Raw genomic sequence first — 14,812 nt, 5'->3', positions numbered from 1 at the left:
GATCAGACCGGGCTCGGTGTCAGGCGTCGATGGCCTGGTAGAGGGTGGTCCAGAAGTCGTGGATGAGCTGTGCCGAGTTCGGGACTGACATCCCGACCTGGGTCAGCAGGATTCCGGTGAGCTGGTTGGCGGGGTCGGCGTAGGTCGAGGTGCCGCTTCCGCCGTCCCAGCCGAACTGGCCGATGGGGGCGTAGTCGCCGCGGTAGGTGCGTACCGCCATCCCGAAGCCCCAGCCGCCGTGCTGGCCCTGGCCGAAGGACAGGTGGACGTTGTTGGTGGCCATGGCGTGCCGGGCGGCTTGCTGCTCGGGGGTGAGGCGGTTGGTGGTCATCAGCTCGACGGCGGGCCGCGACAGGATCCGTTCACCCCCGTACGTCCCGCCGTTGAGGAGCATCTGGAAGTAGGCGTGGTAGTCGTCGGCGGTGGAGACCAGGCCACCGCCGCTGCCCTGGAACGCCGGAGGCTTGCTCCAGCGTCCCCCCTCGGCCTCGTCCCACACGTGGAACTCTCCGCTCTGCGGGTCGGGGGCGTAGAGGGCCGGCAGCCGGTCGATCTTGTCGGCGGGCACGTGGAAGGCGGTGTCCTTCATGCCCAGCGGGTCGAAGATGCGGTCGCGCAGGAACGCCTCGAACGACTGGCCGGTGACTCTGGCGACCAGCACGCTGAGCACATCGTGGCTGATCTGGTACTGCCAGCGCTCTCCGGGCTGGTGCATCAGCGGCAGCTCGCCCAGGCGGCGCATCCACTCATCCGGCTCGGGCATCGGCTCCGGCAGGTCGGGCGTCAGCCCCCGCTCGAAGATCGCGCCCATGATCGGCGCGCCCAGCGCCGTCATGTCCATGCCGAGCCCGAAGGTGGAGGTCAGCAGGTCCCGTACGGTGATCGGCCGCCGCGCGGGCACGGTGTCGTCCAGCGGGCTGTCGATGCGCTTCAGTACCTGCCGGTCGGCGAGCTCGGGCAGCCACCGATCCACCGGGTCGTCCAGCCGCAGCCGGCACTCATCCAGCAGGATCATCGCCGCCGCCATCGCCACCGGCTTGGACGTCGAGGCCATCCGGAAGATGGTGTCGCGGCGCATCGGCGCGCCACCGTCATGGCGCATCGTCCCGAGCGCCTCGACGTGCGTCTCACCGCCTCGGCCGACCAGAGCGACCAGGCCGGGAATCTTCCCGGACTCGACATGCCGCGCCAGCACCTCACGCAATCTGCGCAGCCCCGCCTCGGACAAGCCGCTCTTGCCAGTTTCCATGATCAATCTCCTTCATATCGTTCAGGAATCTCCGAATGTCTGTGACAGTACATTGCGTTCACTAATCAGTCAACAGAGATTGTGAGCTAGCGCTGCCCATCTATCCCGCATAACAGGCTTTCTTTGCAATGAGAATGGGACTGAATGCAATGAATGATCGTTTTGCATTGCAATGGACTGCGAGTGAATGCATACTGTGCAGCGGGCGTGCGGCCGCAGAGCTCCGCACATGCCGGTAGATAGGAGACGAGCACCGATGCCCGGAGGCAGGCTCACCAATGAGGACCGTCAGCACATCGCTGCGGCGCTGGCCGAGGGACTCGGATACGCGGAGATCGGCCGGCGTCTAGGGCGGCCCGCCTCGACCATCATGCGGGAGGTCACCCGCAACGGCGGACCCGACGATTACGGGGCGGACCGGGCGCATGAGGCCACACGACATCGTGCGCGCCGGCGCAAACAGGCTCAGCCTCCTGCCCCGCCCATCCCCGAGACCGGCCATGGGCGTGATCCCCGAGCGGTGCGGGACTTCACGGAGTCCTTCACCGCTCTCCTGGTTGAGCAGGGCCTGCCTCGGATGGAGGCCAGAGTGCTGGCCTGCCTGTACATCACCGACTCCGGCGCTCTCACCGCCGCCGACCTGGTCGCGCGGCTCCGCGTCAGCCCGGCGTCGATCTCGCACGCCATCGCCTTCCTCGAACAGCAGGGAATGCTCAGCCGGGAACGGGCTCCCGGCGCGCGCCGCGAACGCTATGTCATCGACGATCAGATCTGGCTCGGGACGCTCCGCGCAGCTCTGCAGATGAACGACACCCTGGCCCTCGCATCGCAGCGCGGAGCCGAGATTCTCGGGGTCGCGACCCCGGCCGGCGCCCGCTTCGAGTCATCCGCCGACCTTCTTCTCCTCCTGAGCGGAGCCTTCCGGCAGGTCATGGAGCAGTGGCTGCAGACCCATCCCGCCCGGAGCGCCCCGTACCCGGACACGCTGACCACACGGGACGAACGCGCGTACCTGGACCGAGAAGACAAGCGGGCTTGACCGCTCTGCTTGATGGCGGTGTCGAGCGGGGATCAGCGTGCGGACCCGACCCGGCTGATCATGTCGAGCAGATGCCGAGCGGCCAGCTCCGCCCCGTCGGTGCGGACCGTCTCGGCCACGACGGCCGCGCGGGCACCGGTCTCGGGGGCCAAGGCGATCTTGAGTGCGGCCGACAGGGACTCGGCGGTCGGCGTCGGACCGTCGTGTCCCGTGCCGATGCCCAGCTCGGTCACCCGGCCGGCCCAGTACGGCTGGTCGGCGACCTGGGGCACGATCACCTGCGGCGCCCCGGCACGAGCCGCCGTCGCCGTGGTGCCCGCCCCGCCGTGGTGCACGACCGCCGCCACCCGGCCGAACAGCGCCTGATGGTTGACGTCGCCGACCACGAAGCAGTCGTCCCGCTCGTCGATCAGCGCCAGGTCGGCCCAGCCGCTCCCGATCAGGACGCGGCGACCCTGCGTCCGGACCGCTTGGATGACGGCCTGGGAGACCTCCTGCGCGCTCGCGCCCCGCATGAGCATGCTGCCGAAGCCCACGTACACCGGCTCCGCACCAGCGGCCAGGAACGCCGCCAGATCGGCCGGAAGCGGACGCTCGTCCGGGCGCATCCACGCGCCGGTCTGTACCACGTCGAGATCCGGCGTCTCCTGCCACGGGCCCAGGACCGGGTCGGCCGCCAGGAACGGGTGGTCGGTGAAGACAAGGTCGCGGATGCCGTCCACCGGCGGCAGGCCGATCGAGGACCGATGGGTGTTGATCACCTCGCCGAACAGCGCCTTCATGTGCTCGGCGTGCAGGTCCCACAGCGCCCGGTTGTCGCTCACCTCCGCGGGAACCTCCTGACCCGGCCAAGGGCGGGGCCGCTGATGTGGCGACGGCAGGTAGCTCGGGGAGAATGACGTGAACACATAGGGCACGCCCAGCTTCTCGGCCGCCGCCCGCGCACCGGCCACGGCCGGGAACGAGCCGGTGGCCACCACCGCGGCGCCGCCCTCGGCCACTCCGGCGACCGCCTCGTAGGCCATGGCGATCAGATCGGCGGCGATGTCGGACAGGCTCGTCTTGCCGGGGACCGCCCCCGTCGCCAGCGCGCGGATCGGCCAGCCGAGGGGAGTCAGCGGCACGCCGATGCCGTCCAGCAGCTCGGCGAAGTCCGGCGGCGCGCACACCCGCACCTCGGCGCCGAGAGCCTGTAGCCGCAGCGCCAGCCCCGTCATCGGCTCGACGTCCCCGCGCGACCCATAGGTCACCAACACAACGCGCATTCCACGACCCCCGCTTTCCGTACGTTCCGGCGTCGACGGGTGATTGTGCGGCATGACCGGGGTCTTGTGGCAAGGCCCCCCATGCGCTATAGGTTGGAAGTGAGGGAGCGGATATCCCTCCTTTCACTCCCAGTCGATCTCACGCAGCGCGGCCACGCCCTCGTCGGGGTCGGTGATCACCCCCGTCCTCGTCGTCCTCGCCGGCCGGCGAGAGGATCCGGGAGACGTGGAACGACTGGGCGGCCACCGCCGATCCCCGGGCTCGGTGTCGAGCTCATGCATCATGTTCACGCCGATCGAGCTCGCCATGAGCCTCCGCCGAAAGGTCCTGCCAGTCTGCCCAGGTCCTGAGCCGGTCGGTGTAGGCCTGCTGGATCATCGAGTAGAAGCCTTGACCGGAGCACCCACAGGGGCGGGTCATGTGACGTACGCCACCGATAACGGGTGTCACACAGCGGTGCGAGCCGGCGTCTTGTGCGTGTTGAAGAAGCGAACAGGCAGGAGCCGGCTATGAACGAGCGCAGCGAGCCAACGGCGGGCACAGCCGAGCCGCTCCCTGGCGACGGCCAGATGGACTCCGCCACCGAGGCGTTCGTCACCCACCGCAACCTGCTGTTCACCGTCGCCTACGAGATGCTCGGATCGGCGGCCGACGCCGAAGACGTGCTCCAGGAAACCTGGCTGCGGTGGATGAAGGTCGACCTGGCGCAGGTGCAGGACCAGCGCGCCTACCTGGTCCGGATCACCACCCGGCGCTCGCTCGACCGGCTGCGCACCCTGAGGCGCCGCAAGGAGGCGTATGTCGGGCCCTGGCTCCCCGAGCCGCTGCTCACCACGCCGGACGTGGCCGAGAACGTCGAGCTCGCCGAGAGCGTGTCCATGGCGCTCATGCTCATCCTTGAGACGCTCTCGCCGACCGAGCGCGCCGTGTTCGTCCTGCGCGAGGCCTTCGAGGTCAGTTACGACGAGATCGCGACCGCCGTCAGCAAGAGTCCCGCGACCGTCCGCCAGATCGCGCACCGCGCTCGCCTGCACGTCCAAGCCCGCCGCCCTCGCGAGGTGGTCTCCCCCGGCCAGGCCCGGGCGGCTCTGGAGTCGTTGCGGCGCGCGCTCGAAACCAGGGACCTGCAGGGCCTGCTCGACGTCCTCGCCCCCGAGGTCGTCCTCATCAGCGACGGCGGCGGCGTCAAGCAGGCCGCGCCCCGGCCGATCACCGGCGCAGAGAAGGCGGCCCGCTTCATCGTCGGCGGCCTGGGCAAGGCCCAAGTCGCGCTCACCAGCGACCCCACCGTGGTCAACGGCAACCCGGCACTCGTCCTTCGGGTGGACGGCGAGATCGACGGCGTCATAGCGATCCAGGTCCAGGACGCCCGCATCACCGGCCTCTACTACGTCCGCAACCCGCAGAAGCTGACCCGCATCGCATCCGAGACCCCGCTCACCCACCGGTGACGAGCCGGCCCGCGGCCTCGGAGTGACCTGAACCGACCGTGGCACCGCAAGAGGCTCTCGTCCCGCACAAGACGGTACGACCGTTCGAGAACCCGGTGCGGGCGCTCCCGACGCCGCCACCAGCAGAACAAACCCCGTCAAATCTATTACTGGAGGTCATTCATGACGAAGAGCGTCGCCGATGAACTCGCCGACCTGAAGCTGCCGGTCGAGCGTGGCTGCCCGTTCGCCCCGCCCGCCGCCTACGAGCGACTGCGCGAGCAGGCGCCGATCAGCAAGATCCGCATGACCAGCGGCGGCGAGGCGTGGTGGGTGTCCGGGCATGAGCAGGCCCGTGCCATCCTCGCCGACCCCCGCTTCTCCTCCGACAAGCGCAAGGACGGCTGGCCGCTCTTCACCCTCGATGCGGCGACCCTGCGGCAGCTCCGCAGCCAGCCGCCGTTGATGCTCGGCATGGACGGCGCGGAACACTCCGCGGCCCGCCGCTCGGTGATCGGCGAGTTCACCGTGAAGCGCCTGGCCGCGCTGCGCCCGCGCATTCAGGACATCGTCGACCACTTCATCGACGACCTGCTCGCCGCCGACCAGCACCCGGTCGACCTGGTGCGGGCGCTGTCCCTGCCGGTGCCCTCCCTGGTGATCTGCGAACTGCTCGGCGTCCCCTACGCCGACCACGACTTCTTCCAAAGCCGCACCACCATGATGGTGCGCCGGACCTCGCTGGAGGAGCGCCGGCGAGCCTTCGCCGAACTGCGCGCCTATATCGACGACCTGGTCACCCGCAAGGAGTCCGAACCCGGTGACGATCTGTTCGGCCGGCAGATCGCCCGGCAACGCCAGGAGGGCACCGGTGACCACGCAGGCCTGGTGAGCCTGGCCTTCCTGCTGCTGACCGCCGGACACGAGACCACGGCGAACATGATCTCGCTCGGCGTGGTCGGGCTGCTCACCCATCCGGAGCAACTGGCCCTGATCACGGCCGACCCGGACAAGACGCCCATGGCCGTGGAGGAACTGCTGCGCTACTTCACCATCGCCGACGGGGTCACCTCCCGGCTGGCCACCGAAGACGTGGAGATCGGCGGGGTGAGCATCAAGGCCGGTGAGGGCGTCATCGTCTCGATGCTGTCGGCCAACTGGGACCCGGCGGTATTCAGGGATCCGGCCGAACTGGATGTCGAGCGCGGGGCCCGCCACCACGTCGCCTTCGGGTTCGGACCGCACCAGTGCCTCGGCCAGAACCTGGCCCGGATGGAACTGCAGATCGTCTTCGACACGCTGTTCCGCCGCATCCCCACCCTGCGGCTCGCCATACCGGTCGAGGACCTGCCGTTCAAGGCGGACGCCGTCATCTACGGCGCCGACGAACTCCCGGTCACCTGGTGAGCAGGACAATGAGGCGGACCAAAGCCGACACCGGCTCCATCCTGCCGGAGTGAACATGTCGCGCGACCATTGACCCTGACGCAGGGTCAATGTCTCAGCATGGTGGCATGACCGAAAAGACCAGTGCGAACGAGGTCACCGGGCTGCGCGAGTCGTACGGCGACGCGCAGCAGACGGCGAGAGACGACAGGACCATGCGGCACTTCACGATCCGCCACGACGGCGTCACGCTCCCGGTGACTCGCGGTGGCCAGGGACGACCGCTGGTCCTGTGCCCCGGGCTGAACTCGACCCAGGCCGGCCTGCACGAGCTGGCCGAACTGCTCCGGCGCGACCACGACGTGCTGACCTTCGACCTTCGGGGCCATGGCCTCGCCTCGGCCGCCGACCGGTACTCCTTCGAGGCGTTCCTCAGTGATCTGGCCGCCGTGATGGCGGAGCTGGGACGCCTCGACCCGGATTCGGCGCCCACGCTCGTCGGTTACTCACTGGGCGCGGACCTGGCCGTACACTATGCCGCCGAGCATCCCGGCACCGTCGCCGAGCTTGTTCTCATCGACGGGGCGAACCCGGTGCCCGAACCGTTCCTCACCGAGACCCTCCTGCCGGAGTTTCGCGCCATGTGGGAGGACCTGGCGACGCGGCAGGAGAGCGAGCGGGGCACCGCGCGCCAGGTGCTGCTCACCGCCCAGGAGATTCTCGACCTGAACATCGAGATAGACACGGTTCGGTCCAGGATCCTCGACCGGTACAGGAAGATCGACCGGCCCATCAGTCTGATCATGTCGACCTCGATGGCCGGCGACAGCGGCGAAGGGCACGCGCCGCGGTTCAACCAGAACTGGCGCGCCGGTGTCGAGCGGCTCGTCCGCGACCAGCCGCACCTCGTCACGTCCTGGCTCGACGCCGACCACCAGCTGGTCTTCACCCACGCCCCGGAAATCGCCCAGATCATCCGGAGTACGCGACGCCCGGGCGGCCAGGCGACTTCTTGAGCGACTCCTGGAAGGCTGCTCTGATGCTGACCATCGGCGAGCTGGCGTCCTACGCCGGAGTGACGGTACGCGCGGTGCGGCACTACCACGCCAAGGGGCTGTTGCCGGAGCCGGAGCGGGACCGCTCCGGCTACCGCAGGTACGACGCCGGCGCCGCGGTCGAACTGATCAAGATCCGGACCCTCACCGAGGCCGGGGTCCCGCTGGCGCGCGTGCGCGAGCTGCTCCAGGCCGGCGAGGAGGAGTTCGCCACGGCGGTCGCGGACATCGACAAGCGGCTGCGGGCGGAGATCCGGCAGCGACAGCGTCACCGGGAGCGGATCGCCCGGCTCGCCGCCGGAGACAGCTTGACGCTGCCCCCGGAGGTGGTCGGGTATCTCGACCGGCTGCGCGCGCTCGGGGTGGACGAGCGGATCGTCCAGGCCGAGCGCGACGGCTGGATCCTGCTGGCCGCGCACTCCCCCGAGAGAGTCCCGGAGTGGATGGCACGCAAGCGGGAGCAGATCGCCGACCCGCAGCTCATCGATTTCTTTCTCACCCTGAGCCAGGCACTTGACCGGACTGCCGGAGATCTGCGGCTGGACGAGCTGGCTGACAGGCTGGCCGCCTACATCACGCGGCTGGCCGAGGAGAAGGGTGAGGACTACGTCGACGACATCGACATCGAACCGCCGCTCGTCAAGCTGATGGACACACTGGCGTTCGGCACTGTGCCGTCGGCCCGCCGGCTGATCGAACTGCTGAAGGAGCGAGGCTGGACCGGTTGGACCAAGCTCGAGCGCGTGAACCCCATGTGAGCGGCGAAGAGATCCTCGCCGCCCCAGACGAGCGCCTTTACATTGTAGATTTCTTACTTGCGCTGTGACTCATGCCACATGCGGTTCCTGTCAGCAATCGGGGCCCCGTTCCGCTCAATTCACCGGGAGCAAGCCAACCGACAGGAGCAACACATGAAGCACCGCATCGTCGTCCTCGGCGCCGGCTATGCCGGGGTCTACGTGGCCGGGAACCTGGCCCGCCGGCTGTCCCCGGCGGACACCGAGATCACCGTGGTCAACGCTGTGCCGGACTTCGTCGAGCGGCTGCGGCTGCACCAGTTGGCGGCCGGCCGGAAGATCGCGGCTCAAAAGCTCGCCGACGTCTTCGCGGGCACGGGGATACGGCTGCGCCTGGCCCGTGTCACCGCCGTCGATCCCGAGCGCCAGATCGTCGCTGTGGCCGACGCCGACGGCGGCGGCGAGCTCGGCTACGACACGCTTTTGTACGCGCTCGGCAGCCACGGCTCCGACTGCGGCGTCCCCGGCGTGGCCGAGCACGCCTTCGACATCGCCGGCCGGCCCTCGGCGCTGCGCCTGCGCGAGCGCTTGGACAGCCTGGGCAGGCGGGGTGAAGGCGGGAGTGTACTGGTCGTCGGCGACGGGTTGACCGGCATCGAGACCGCCACCGAGATCGCCGAAGCCCGGCCCGGCCTGTCGGTGGCGCTCATCGCCCGCGGCGAGCTGGGCGCCCGGCTCTCCGCCGGAGCCCGCGGCCACCTGCGCCAGGCCTGCGAACGGCTGGGCATCACCGTCCTGGAGCACACCAGCGTCGAAGCCGTCGAAGCGACGCGGGTGCTGTGCGCTGACGGCACCGCCCTGGCGTCGGACGCGACCGTGTGGACGGCCGGGTTCGCGGTCGACCCCATCGCCGCCGTCAGCGGGCTGGAGGTCACCGAGAACGGGCAGATCATCGTCGATCGCGCCATGCGGTCGGTCTCGCACCCGAACGTCTACGCCGCCGGCGACAGCGCCTACGCCATCGGCGACAACGGCCGGCCGCTGCCGATGTCCTGCGCTTCGGCCGGCTTCACCGGCGGGCAGGCGATCCACGCGATCGTGGGACGCCTGACCGGCCGCAAGATTGCGAAGACCAAGCTGGTCTACTCCTACAACCACATCAGCCTCGGGCGGCGGGACGGGATCCTGCAGATGGTCGACGACGAAGGGCAGGCAAAGCCGAAGTACGTGGGCGGCCGCAAGGCCGCGCAGATCAAGGCGGGCATCCTCAAGGTCTCGCTGTGGGCCAACTCGCACCCGACCTTCGGCCTGCCCAAGCGCAAGCGCCGCCTGGCCGCCGCGCCGAATGCGTCCGCCCAGAAGGCGTTCGCGTAGCCGCCTAGGGTGGTCCGCGTGAACAGCACCGCCACTGATCGCTTCGACACCAGTCGGTTCGAGGCCAGCAGGAACCGGCTGGCCTCGCTGGCGTACCGGCTGCTGGGCTCCGCCGCCGACGCCGAAGACGCCGTGCAGGACGCGTTCCTGCACTGGCAGGCCGCCGACCGGCAACTGATCAAGGTGCCGGAAGCATGGCTGACCAAGGTGGTCACCAACCTGTGCCTCGACCGGCTCCGCTCGGCACAAACCCGCCGTGAACGCACCGTCGGCGCCTGGCTGCCCGAACCGCTCCTCAACGGCGACCCGATGCTCGGCCCGGCCGACACCTTCGAGCAGCGCGAATCGGTCTCCCTGGCCGTGCTGACTCTCATGGAGCGCCTGTCACCCCTCGAGCGGGCCGTCTATCTCCTGCGCGAAGCGTTCTCCTACAGCCACGCCGAGATCGCCGAGATCCTCGACATCACCGAGTCCGCAAGCCAGCAGCACCTCCACCGCGCCCGGCGCCGCATCACCGCCGCGCGCCGCCGCGACGGTGGCGAAGCCGACCAGGCATCCGCCCGCAGGATCGTCGAGGAATTCCTCGCCGCTGCCTCCTCGGGCCGCACCGAACGGCTGGTGGCGCTGCTCACCGACGACGCGACCGCGATCTCCGACGGCGCCGGTCTGACCGAGAGGCTGTCGCGGTACGACACTCCGCAGCGCATCGCCGCCGTCGCACGAGCCGGCTTCAAACCCACACCCGCGAAACGGCGATTCGCCGGCGGCACGCCCGCCATCCACTACGCGCTCGTCAACGGCTCCCCCGCCATCCTCGTCGTGGTCGGCGACCAGGTCGTCGGCACCGTGGCGTTCGACATCACCGACGGCAAGATCGCAACCGTGCGCAGCATCGCCGCCCCCACCCGCCTCACCCGTCTCACCGATGCCTGGCGACGGCACGAACCTGACACGCCGCTCATCAGCCTGTGGTGACCCGACGCCGGCCACGGCTGATTCGGCGGACGAGTGACCCGGCCTCGGGGAGCCGGCGAGGGCTGCTTCTTGACATGCAAGTAGCGGCTTGCCTATGGTGCGGCGTGTGGGTGACGTCTTCAAAGCCCTGGCCGATTCCACCCGCCGGACGATCCTCGACGAGCTGACCGACCGGAACGGACAGACGCTCTTCGAGATCTGCGCCCGCCTGGTCACCAAGCATGGGCTCGCTTCCTCGCGGCAGGCGATCTCGCAGCATCTCGACGTACTCGAGCGTGCCGGCCTGGTCGAGACCAGGCGCGAGGGCCGGTACAAGTTCCACTACGTCAACACCGGACCGCTCGAACCGATCATCGAGCGGTGGCTCAACAGGCCCGAGAAGGACGTCGGCGACGGCGCCGATACAGACGACAAGAGGAGACCTACATGAGGATCAACCTGGCGAGCGTACTCGTTGACGACCAGGAGAAGGCGCTGCGCTTCTACACCGACGTGCTGGGTTTCGTGAAGAAGCACGACGTCCCGCTCGGCGAGGACCGGTGGCTGACCGTGGTGTCCCCGCAGGACCCGGACGGCACCGAGTTGTTGCTCGAACCCAGTGGCCACCCGGCGGTCAAGCCGTTCAAGGAGGCGCTGGTCGCCGACGGCATCCCGTACACCTCTTTCGCCGTCGACGACGTCAAAGCCGAGTACGAGCGGCTCCGCGGCCTTGGCGTGCGCTTCACTCAGGAGCCCGCCGACATGGGCCCGGTGACCACCGCCGTGCTCGACGACACCTGCGGCAACCTGATCCAGATCGCCCACCAGGCCGGCTAGCGGCAGGCGGCACCGCCGCCCGCCGGCCGGCTCTCGACGCCGCCGCCGATGACAGCCGCGACCTGCCGGCCGACGCGCTGATCCACTCGTCAGTGCGGGATCTCGGTGCGGTGCGATGCGAGCAGGTCCATCCCGAAATCCCCGTCCGGGTCCCGCCACACGGAGTGCGCGTGGTCGGCGTCGCGCTGGGTGTTGTCGTACTCGATGAGAAGGCGCGGCCCGGTGAGCCGGTAGTAGTGGGGCTCGCCTGGTGAGATGCCGCCGGCCCAGGCGAAATGTACGTGGTCGAGGTTGCGCTCGACGAGATGGTGGCGGCGGTAGGCGTCGGCGACCGGCGTCGGAGAGCGGTCGGTGTAGGCCGCCAGCAACTCGCGGAGCAGCCCGCGCTGCTCCACCGTCATCTCGTGGGCGGGGACCCCTCGGGGGTCATGGGTGAGCGCCATCGCCTCGTGGTCCTGCTCCGTGTAGCCGGAGGCGCGCTCGGCGGCTTCGTCGAGCCGGTGGGCCAGCGCGGACAGCCGAGGCGTGGGAAGCGGTCCGCGGAACAGGTCCTGCAGGTGCATCATGCGGTCCCCGGGGCGGACGCGGGCGCGGTTGCCCGAGACGATGTCGGAGATCGCGCGGGGATGCAGCAGCGCCCGCGCCTGCTCCGGCCTCCGAAGCGAGCCCATCACGGAGCGGGCGAGGTCCTCGGCCCCGCCGAGCGGACGCAGCGTCCCGGCGAGCAGCGGCGAGGCCGCGGGGTTGGCGCCCAGGAACGACGGTGTCGCCGCCGCGATTGCGCCATCGTGAATCAGGAGGTTCACCGACAGATGGTGGCCGCCCACACGCCACCCCCACAGAGGGTCACCGGGACGTCCGAAGACGCGTACCCAGTACAGCCCCGGGTCGCGGGTGCGCTCCCGGCCCCAGTCGGCGCTCCACCCCTCCAGTTCGTCGAGAACGTTCTCCAGCCCCATGATGACGCAGGCCGTGGCGTACGCCGGGCGGGTCAGACCGCTGGCCAGGAGCCGCATGGCCAGGCTCTGCTGCCGAGGTGAGAGTTCGCCGAGCGGCACCCCGCCGTGGTCGGTAGGAGTGTAGAACCAGCGGACCCGCTCGGCCTCGACAGCCGGGTCGCCGAAAGGTACCCGCACCGCTCGGGAGTACAGCGCCGCCGGGAGCGAGTCGAGGAATTCGGTCGCGATGCGGACCATGTCGCCCACGAGCACCCGCTCGGCGTCTGCGTCGCCCGGACCCGCCACTCCCCCACGCTCGGTGACCTTCTCGCTCACCAGACCCACCTCATTCCTCTCGAAAGTCCGACGGTCCCTTTCGGGAGTCATACGGCGATACGTCCGGTTCTGCGACATCGAGCATAACCTTGACGACATCGCCGCGTGATGGACCGAACCAGCAAAAGACCGCCGGTATGTAGGATGTGGCCGTGACCTTCAAGCGCGCCCGCAACGACGAGCAGCGGGGCGAACGACGGCGGCAGATACTCGACACCGCGACCGCGATGCTGAGCGAGATGCCGGTCGCGAAACTGAGCCTGAACGAACTCAGCCGCCGCGCCGGCCTGGCCAAGCCCAACGTGCTGCGCTACTTCGAATCACGCGAGGCGGTCCTGCTCCACCTCCTGGGCACCGAGATCCAGGACTGGATCGCCGAACTGGAGCGGTCACTCGAACCCACCCACGGCACACCCCGGCAACGCGGAGACCGGCTGGCCGCCACCCTGGCCAAGACGATCGCCCAGCGGCCGGTGCTCTGCGACCTGATCAGCACGCAAGCCGCAGTGCTGGAACACAACGTGTCCACCGGCGTCGCCATCCAGCACAAGAACGCCACCCTGCGCGCCTTCCAATCCCTGGTACGGCTGCTCCTCCGCTACCTGCCCGAACTCGGCACACAGGACGCGTTCCGGCTCGTGGGACTCACCATGCTGACGGTCAGCGCCGCCTGGCCGTACAGCCGCCCCCCAGAGGCGCTCCTGGCCGCCTACACCTCCGACCCGGCGCTGGCACCCATGCAGGTGGGCTTCACCGACCTGGTGCGCCAGGCACTGGAAGTGACCATCTCCGGCCTGCTCGCTCGCGGAGAAGACGTTCCGCTGGGAGCAGGCCCCCTCAGCACGGCCCAACCACCCGTCGAGCAGGGATGAGCCAAGGCCAACGGCCGGGTGGCGGAATCGGCGCCTGACAGGGTGGTCTGGGGGGTTTCTGCCATTACCCCTCACAGGGGGGACTCCCACCTCACGGCTGTTTGCCCTTGCATGGTCAGTGGGCCGGCTCGCTGATCGGCATCCTGCTCTCGCGCACGATCAGCGGGTTCGGCGCCGCCCTCGGCTGAGCCCGCCGCAAAACTCGCCCGTCAGAGAGCGAGCGAGCGGACCACCTCCTCGTCCACGCCGATCCCGAGGCCAGGGCCGGTGGGTACGTGGGCGACGCCGTCGGTGACGGTGATGACCGGGTTCGTCGCGTACGGGCTGGTGATGAACTGCCGGCCGTTGAGGTCGACGGGCGTGTCCACGCCGAACGCGGCGAACAGGTGCAGCGAGGCGGCCAGCCCGATGTCGGACTCGGTGAGGCCGGAGCCCATGACGGCCAGGCCGCTGTCCTCGGCGAGCTGGCACTGGCGCAGGGCCAGGGTCAGCCCGCCGCAGCGCTGCACCTTGGCGACGGCGACGTCGATGGCGTCGAGCCGGACGAACGTCGCCAGGTCGCTCGGGTGGCGCAGGCTCTCGTCGATGGCCACCGGGATGGGGCTGGCATCACGCAGGCGGCGCAGGCCGGCGATGTCGTTGGAGGGCAGCGGCTGCTCGAAGACGAAGACGTTCAGGTCGCTCAGGCGCCTGGCCACCCGGAGCGCGGCGGCGGCCGTGTAGCCCTGGTTGGCGTCCACCCAGAGCACGGCGTCGGGAGCGGCGGCGCGTACGGCGGTCACGATGGCCACGTCCTCGTCCTCGGTGTGCAGGCCCAGCTTGACCTTGACGTGGCGGTAGCCGTGCGCGCGGCCCTCGGCCACCGAGTCCGCGGCCTCGGACGCCGACTCACCCGCCACGATCCAGGCCAGCTCGATGGTGTCGCGCCTGCGCCGGCCCCACAACTCGCCGAGGGACACGCCCAGGCTCCGGGCGTAGGCGTCGTGGCAGGCCACGTCCACCGCCGCGCGTGCCAGCGGCATACCGATCGAGAACCCCTTGCTGATGGTGCGGTCGAAGGTCCGGCAGAGCCCGTCGAGGTCCCACAGCGGCCGGCCGACGGCGGCCGGGGCCAGGTAGCCCTCGATGGTGGAGACGATGGACTCGGTGGTCTCGTACGTCCAGGACGGGATCGGCGTGGCCTCACCCCATCCGGTGGCGCCGTCGTCGGCCGTGACCTTCACCAGGACCCTGATGGCGGGGCGGCCGCTCTGGACCACGGACCCGCCCGCGACGGCGAAGTCGCGCAGCGAGGGCAGGGCCACGGCGAAGGTCTCGACGCGTGCTATCTGGTTCACGT

Annotated in this window: 15 protein-coding genes; 10 read left to right on the top strand and 5 right to left on the bottom strand. The window is 69.6% G+C overall.

All coding sequences use genetic code 11. The features are described from left to right. Positions 1-19: 19 nt before the first annotated feature. The gene (locus AB0H88_RS46975) at positions 20-1,249 is read right to left on the bottom strand and encodes a serine hydrolase domain-containing protein (protein WP_357655994.1); all 1,230 of its coding nucleotides are present in this window, start codon (positions 1,247-1,249) and stop codon (positions 20-22) included. A 256-nt stretch (positions 1,250-1,505) separates the two neighbouring features. On the opposite strand from AB0H88_RS46975, the gene AB0H88_RS46970 reads away from it, so the two are divergent. Further along, a complete protein-coding gene (locus tag AB0H88_RS46970; RefSeq protein WP_357655993.1) occupies positions 1,506-2,288 on the top strand; it encodes a helix-turn-helix domain-containing protein in 783 nt (260 codons plus the stop codon). A gap of 32 nt (positions 2,289-2,320) precedes the next feature. On the opposite strand, the gene AB0H88_RS46965 is transcribed toward AB0H88_RS46970, so the two are convergent. Both AB0H88_RS46965 and AB0H88_RS46960 read right to left on the bottom strand, forming a co-directional pair. Continuing rightward, positions 2,321-3,553 (bottom strand): glycosyltransferase, encoded by a 1,233-nt coding sequence (locus AB0H88_RS46965; protein WP_357655991.1) that lies wholly within the window; start codon positions 3,551-3,553, stop codon positions 2,321-2,323. A gap of 123 nt (positions 3,554-3,676) precedes the next feature. Beyond that, complete coding sequence (locus tag AB0H88_RS46960; protein WP_357655990.1) at positions 3,677-3,862, bottom strand: hypothetical protein; 186 nt, start codon at positions 3,860-3,862, stop codon at positions 3,677-3,679. Positions 3,863-4,063: 201 nt separating this feature from the next. Here AB0H88_RS46960 and AB0H88_RS46955 point away from each other — a divergent pair, with 201 nt between their 5' ends. The 8 genes from AB0H88_RS46955 to AB0H88_RS46920 all read left to right on the top strand — a co-directional run bounded on the left by AB0H88_RS46955 (position 4,064) and on the right by AB0H88_RS46920 (position 11,327). Continuing rightward, positions 4,064-5,005 carry an RNA polymerase sigma-70 factor gene (locus AB0H88_RS46955; protein ID WP_357655988.1) on the top strand — a complete coding sequence of 314 codons (942 nt, stop codon included), beginning with the start codon at positions 4,064-4,066 and terminating at the stop codon, positions 5,003-5,005. 162 nt (positions 5,006-5,167) lie between these two features. After that, the gene (locus AB0H88_RS46950) at positions 5,168-6,391 is read left to right on the top strand and encodes a cytochrome P450 (protein ID WP_357655986.1); all 1,224 of its coding nucleotides are present in this window, start codon (positions 5,168-5,170) and stop codon (positions 6,389-6,391) included. Positions 6,392-6,498: 107 nt separating this feature from the next. Next, entirely contained in the window at positions 6,499-7,386 is an 888-nt protein-coding gene (locus tag AB0H88_RS46945) for an alpha/beta hydrolase (protein ID WP_357655985.1), read from the top strand. 23 nt (positions 7,387-7,409) lie between these two features. Further along, the gene (locus AB0H88_RS46940; RefSeq protein ID WP_357655983.1) at positions 7,410-8,183 is read left to right on the top strand and encodes a MerR family transcriptional regulator; all 774 of its coding nucleotides are present in this window, start codon (positions 7,410-7,412) and stop codon (positions 8,181-8,183) included. A gap of 153 nt (positions 8,184-8,336) precedes the next feature. Then, the gene (locus tag AB0H88_RS46935; protein ID WP_357655982.1) at positions 8,337-9,536 is read left to right on the top strand and encodes an FAD-dependent oxidoreductase; all 1,200 of its coding nucleotides are present in this window, start codon (positions 8,337-8,339) and stop codon (positions 9,534-9,536) included. An 18-nt stretch (positions 9,537-9,554) separates the two neighbouring features. After that, positions 9,555-10,511, top strand: coding sequence for a sigma-70 family RNA polymerase sigma factor (locus tag AB0H88_RS46930; protein ID WP_357655981.1), 957 nt, complete (start codon positions 9,555-9,557; stop codon positions 10,509-10,511). Positions 10,512-10,617: 106 nt separating this feature from the next. Then, on the top strand, positions 10,618-10,941 hold the full coding sequence (locus AB0H88_RS46925; RefSeq protein ID WP_357655979.1) for a metalloregulator ArsR/SmtB family transcription factor: 324 nt from the start codon (positions 10,618-10,620) through the stop codon (positions 10,939-10,941). Next, positions 10,938-11,327, top strand: coding sequence for a VOC family protein (locus AB0H88_RS46920; protein WP_357655978.1), 390 nt, complete (start codon positions 10,938-10,940; stop codon positions 11,325-11,327). Before AB0H88_RS46925 ends, AB0H88_RS46920 begins: the two co-directional genes overlap by 4 nt. 89 nt (positions 11,328-11,416) lie before the next feature. On the opposite strand, the gene AB0H88_RS46915 is transcribed toward AB0H88_RS46920, so the two are convergent. Next, positions 11,417-12,601 (bottom strand): DUF3500 domain-containing protein, encoded by a 1,185-nt coding sequence (locus AB0H88_RS46915; protein ID WP_357655977.1) that lies wholly within the window; start codon positions 12,599-12,601, stop codon positions 11,417-11,419. 152 nt (positions 12,602-12,753) lie between these two features. Here AB0H88_RS46915 and AB0H88_RS46910 point away from each other — a divergent pair, with 152 nt between their 5' ends. Then, positions 12,754-13,473, top strand: a complete 720-nt coding sequence (locus tag AB0H88_RS46910) for a TetR family transcriptional regulator (RefSeq protein ID WP_357655975.1) — start codon at positions 12,754-12,756, stop codon at positions 13,471-13,473. 209 nt (positions 13,474-13,682) lie between these two features. Here AB0H88_RS46910 and AB0H88_RS46905 read toward each other — a convergent pair whose 3' ends face one another. Next, positions 13,683-14,810 (bottom strand): enolase C-terminal domain-like protein, encoded by a 1,128-nt coding sequence (locus tag AB0H88_RS46905; protein ID WP_357655973.1) that lies wholly within the window; start codon positions 14,808-14,810, stop codon positions 13,683-13,685. Positions 14,811-14,812 lie beyond the last annotated feature (2 nt).

Origin of the sequence: Nonomuraea sp. NPDC050680 (assembly GCF_040654555.1) — a bacterium.
Classification (GTDB): domain Bacteria; phylum Actinomycetota; class Actinomycetes; order Streptosporangiales; family Streptosporangiaceae; genus Nonomuraea.
This window is presented reverse-complemented; position numbering and strand designations above follow the sequence as displayed.

Coding starts and splice junctions, on each gene's coding strand:
- AB0H88_RS46920 (WP_357655978.1), top strand. CDS start 10,938: ATGAGGATCAACCTGGCGAGCGTACTCGTTGACGACCAGGAGAAGGCG.
- AB0H88_RS46965 (WP_357655991.1), bottom strand. CDS start 3,553: ATGCGCGTTGTGTTGGTGACCTATGGGTCGCGCGGGGACGTCGAGCCG.
- AB0H88_RS46975 (WP_357655994.1), bottom strand. CDS start 1,249: ATGGAAACTGGCAAGAGCGGCTTGTCCGAGGCGGGGCTGCGCAGATTG.
- AB0H88_RS46935 (WP_357655982.1), top strand. CDS start 8,337: ATGAAGCACCGCATCGTCGTCCTCGGCGCCGGCTATGCCGGGGTCTAC.
- AB0H88_RS46945 (WP_357655985.1), top strand. CDS start 6,499: ATGACCGAAAAGACCAGTGCGAACGAGGTCACCGGGCTGCGCGAGTCG.
- AB0H88_RS46955 (WP_357655988.1), top strand. CDS start 4,064: ATGAACGAGCGCAGCGAGCCAACGGCGGGCACAGCCGAGCCGCTCCCT.
- AB0H88_RS46950 (WP_357655986.1), top strand. CDS start 5,168: ATGACGAAGAGCGTCGCCGATGAACTCGCCGACCTGAAGCTGCCGGTC.
- AB0H88_RS46960 (WP_357655990.1), bottom strand. CDS start 3,862: ATGGCGAGCTCGATCGGCGTGAACATGATGCATGAGCTCGACACCGAG.
- AB0H88_RS46970 (WP_357655993.1), top strand. CDS start 1,506: ATGCCCGGAGGCAGGCTCACCAATGAGGACCGTCAGCACATCGCTGCG.
- AB0H88_RS46940 (WP_357655983.1), top strand. CDS start 7,410: ATGCTGACCATCGGCGAGCTGGCGTCCTACGCCGGAGTGACGGTACGC.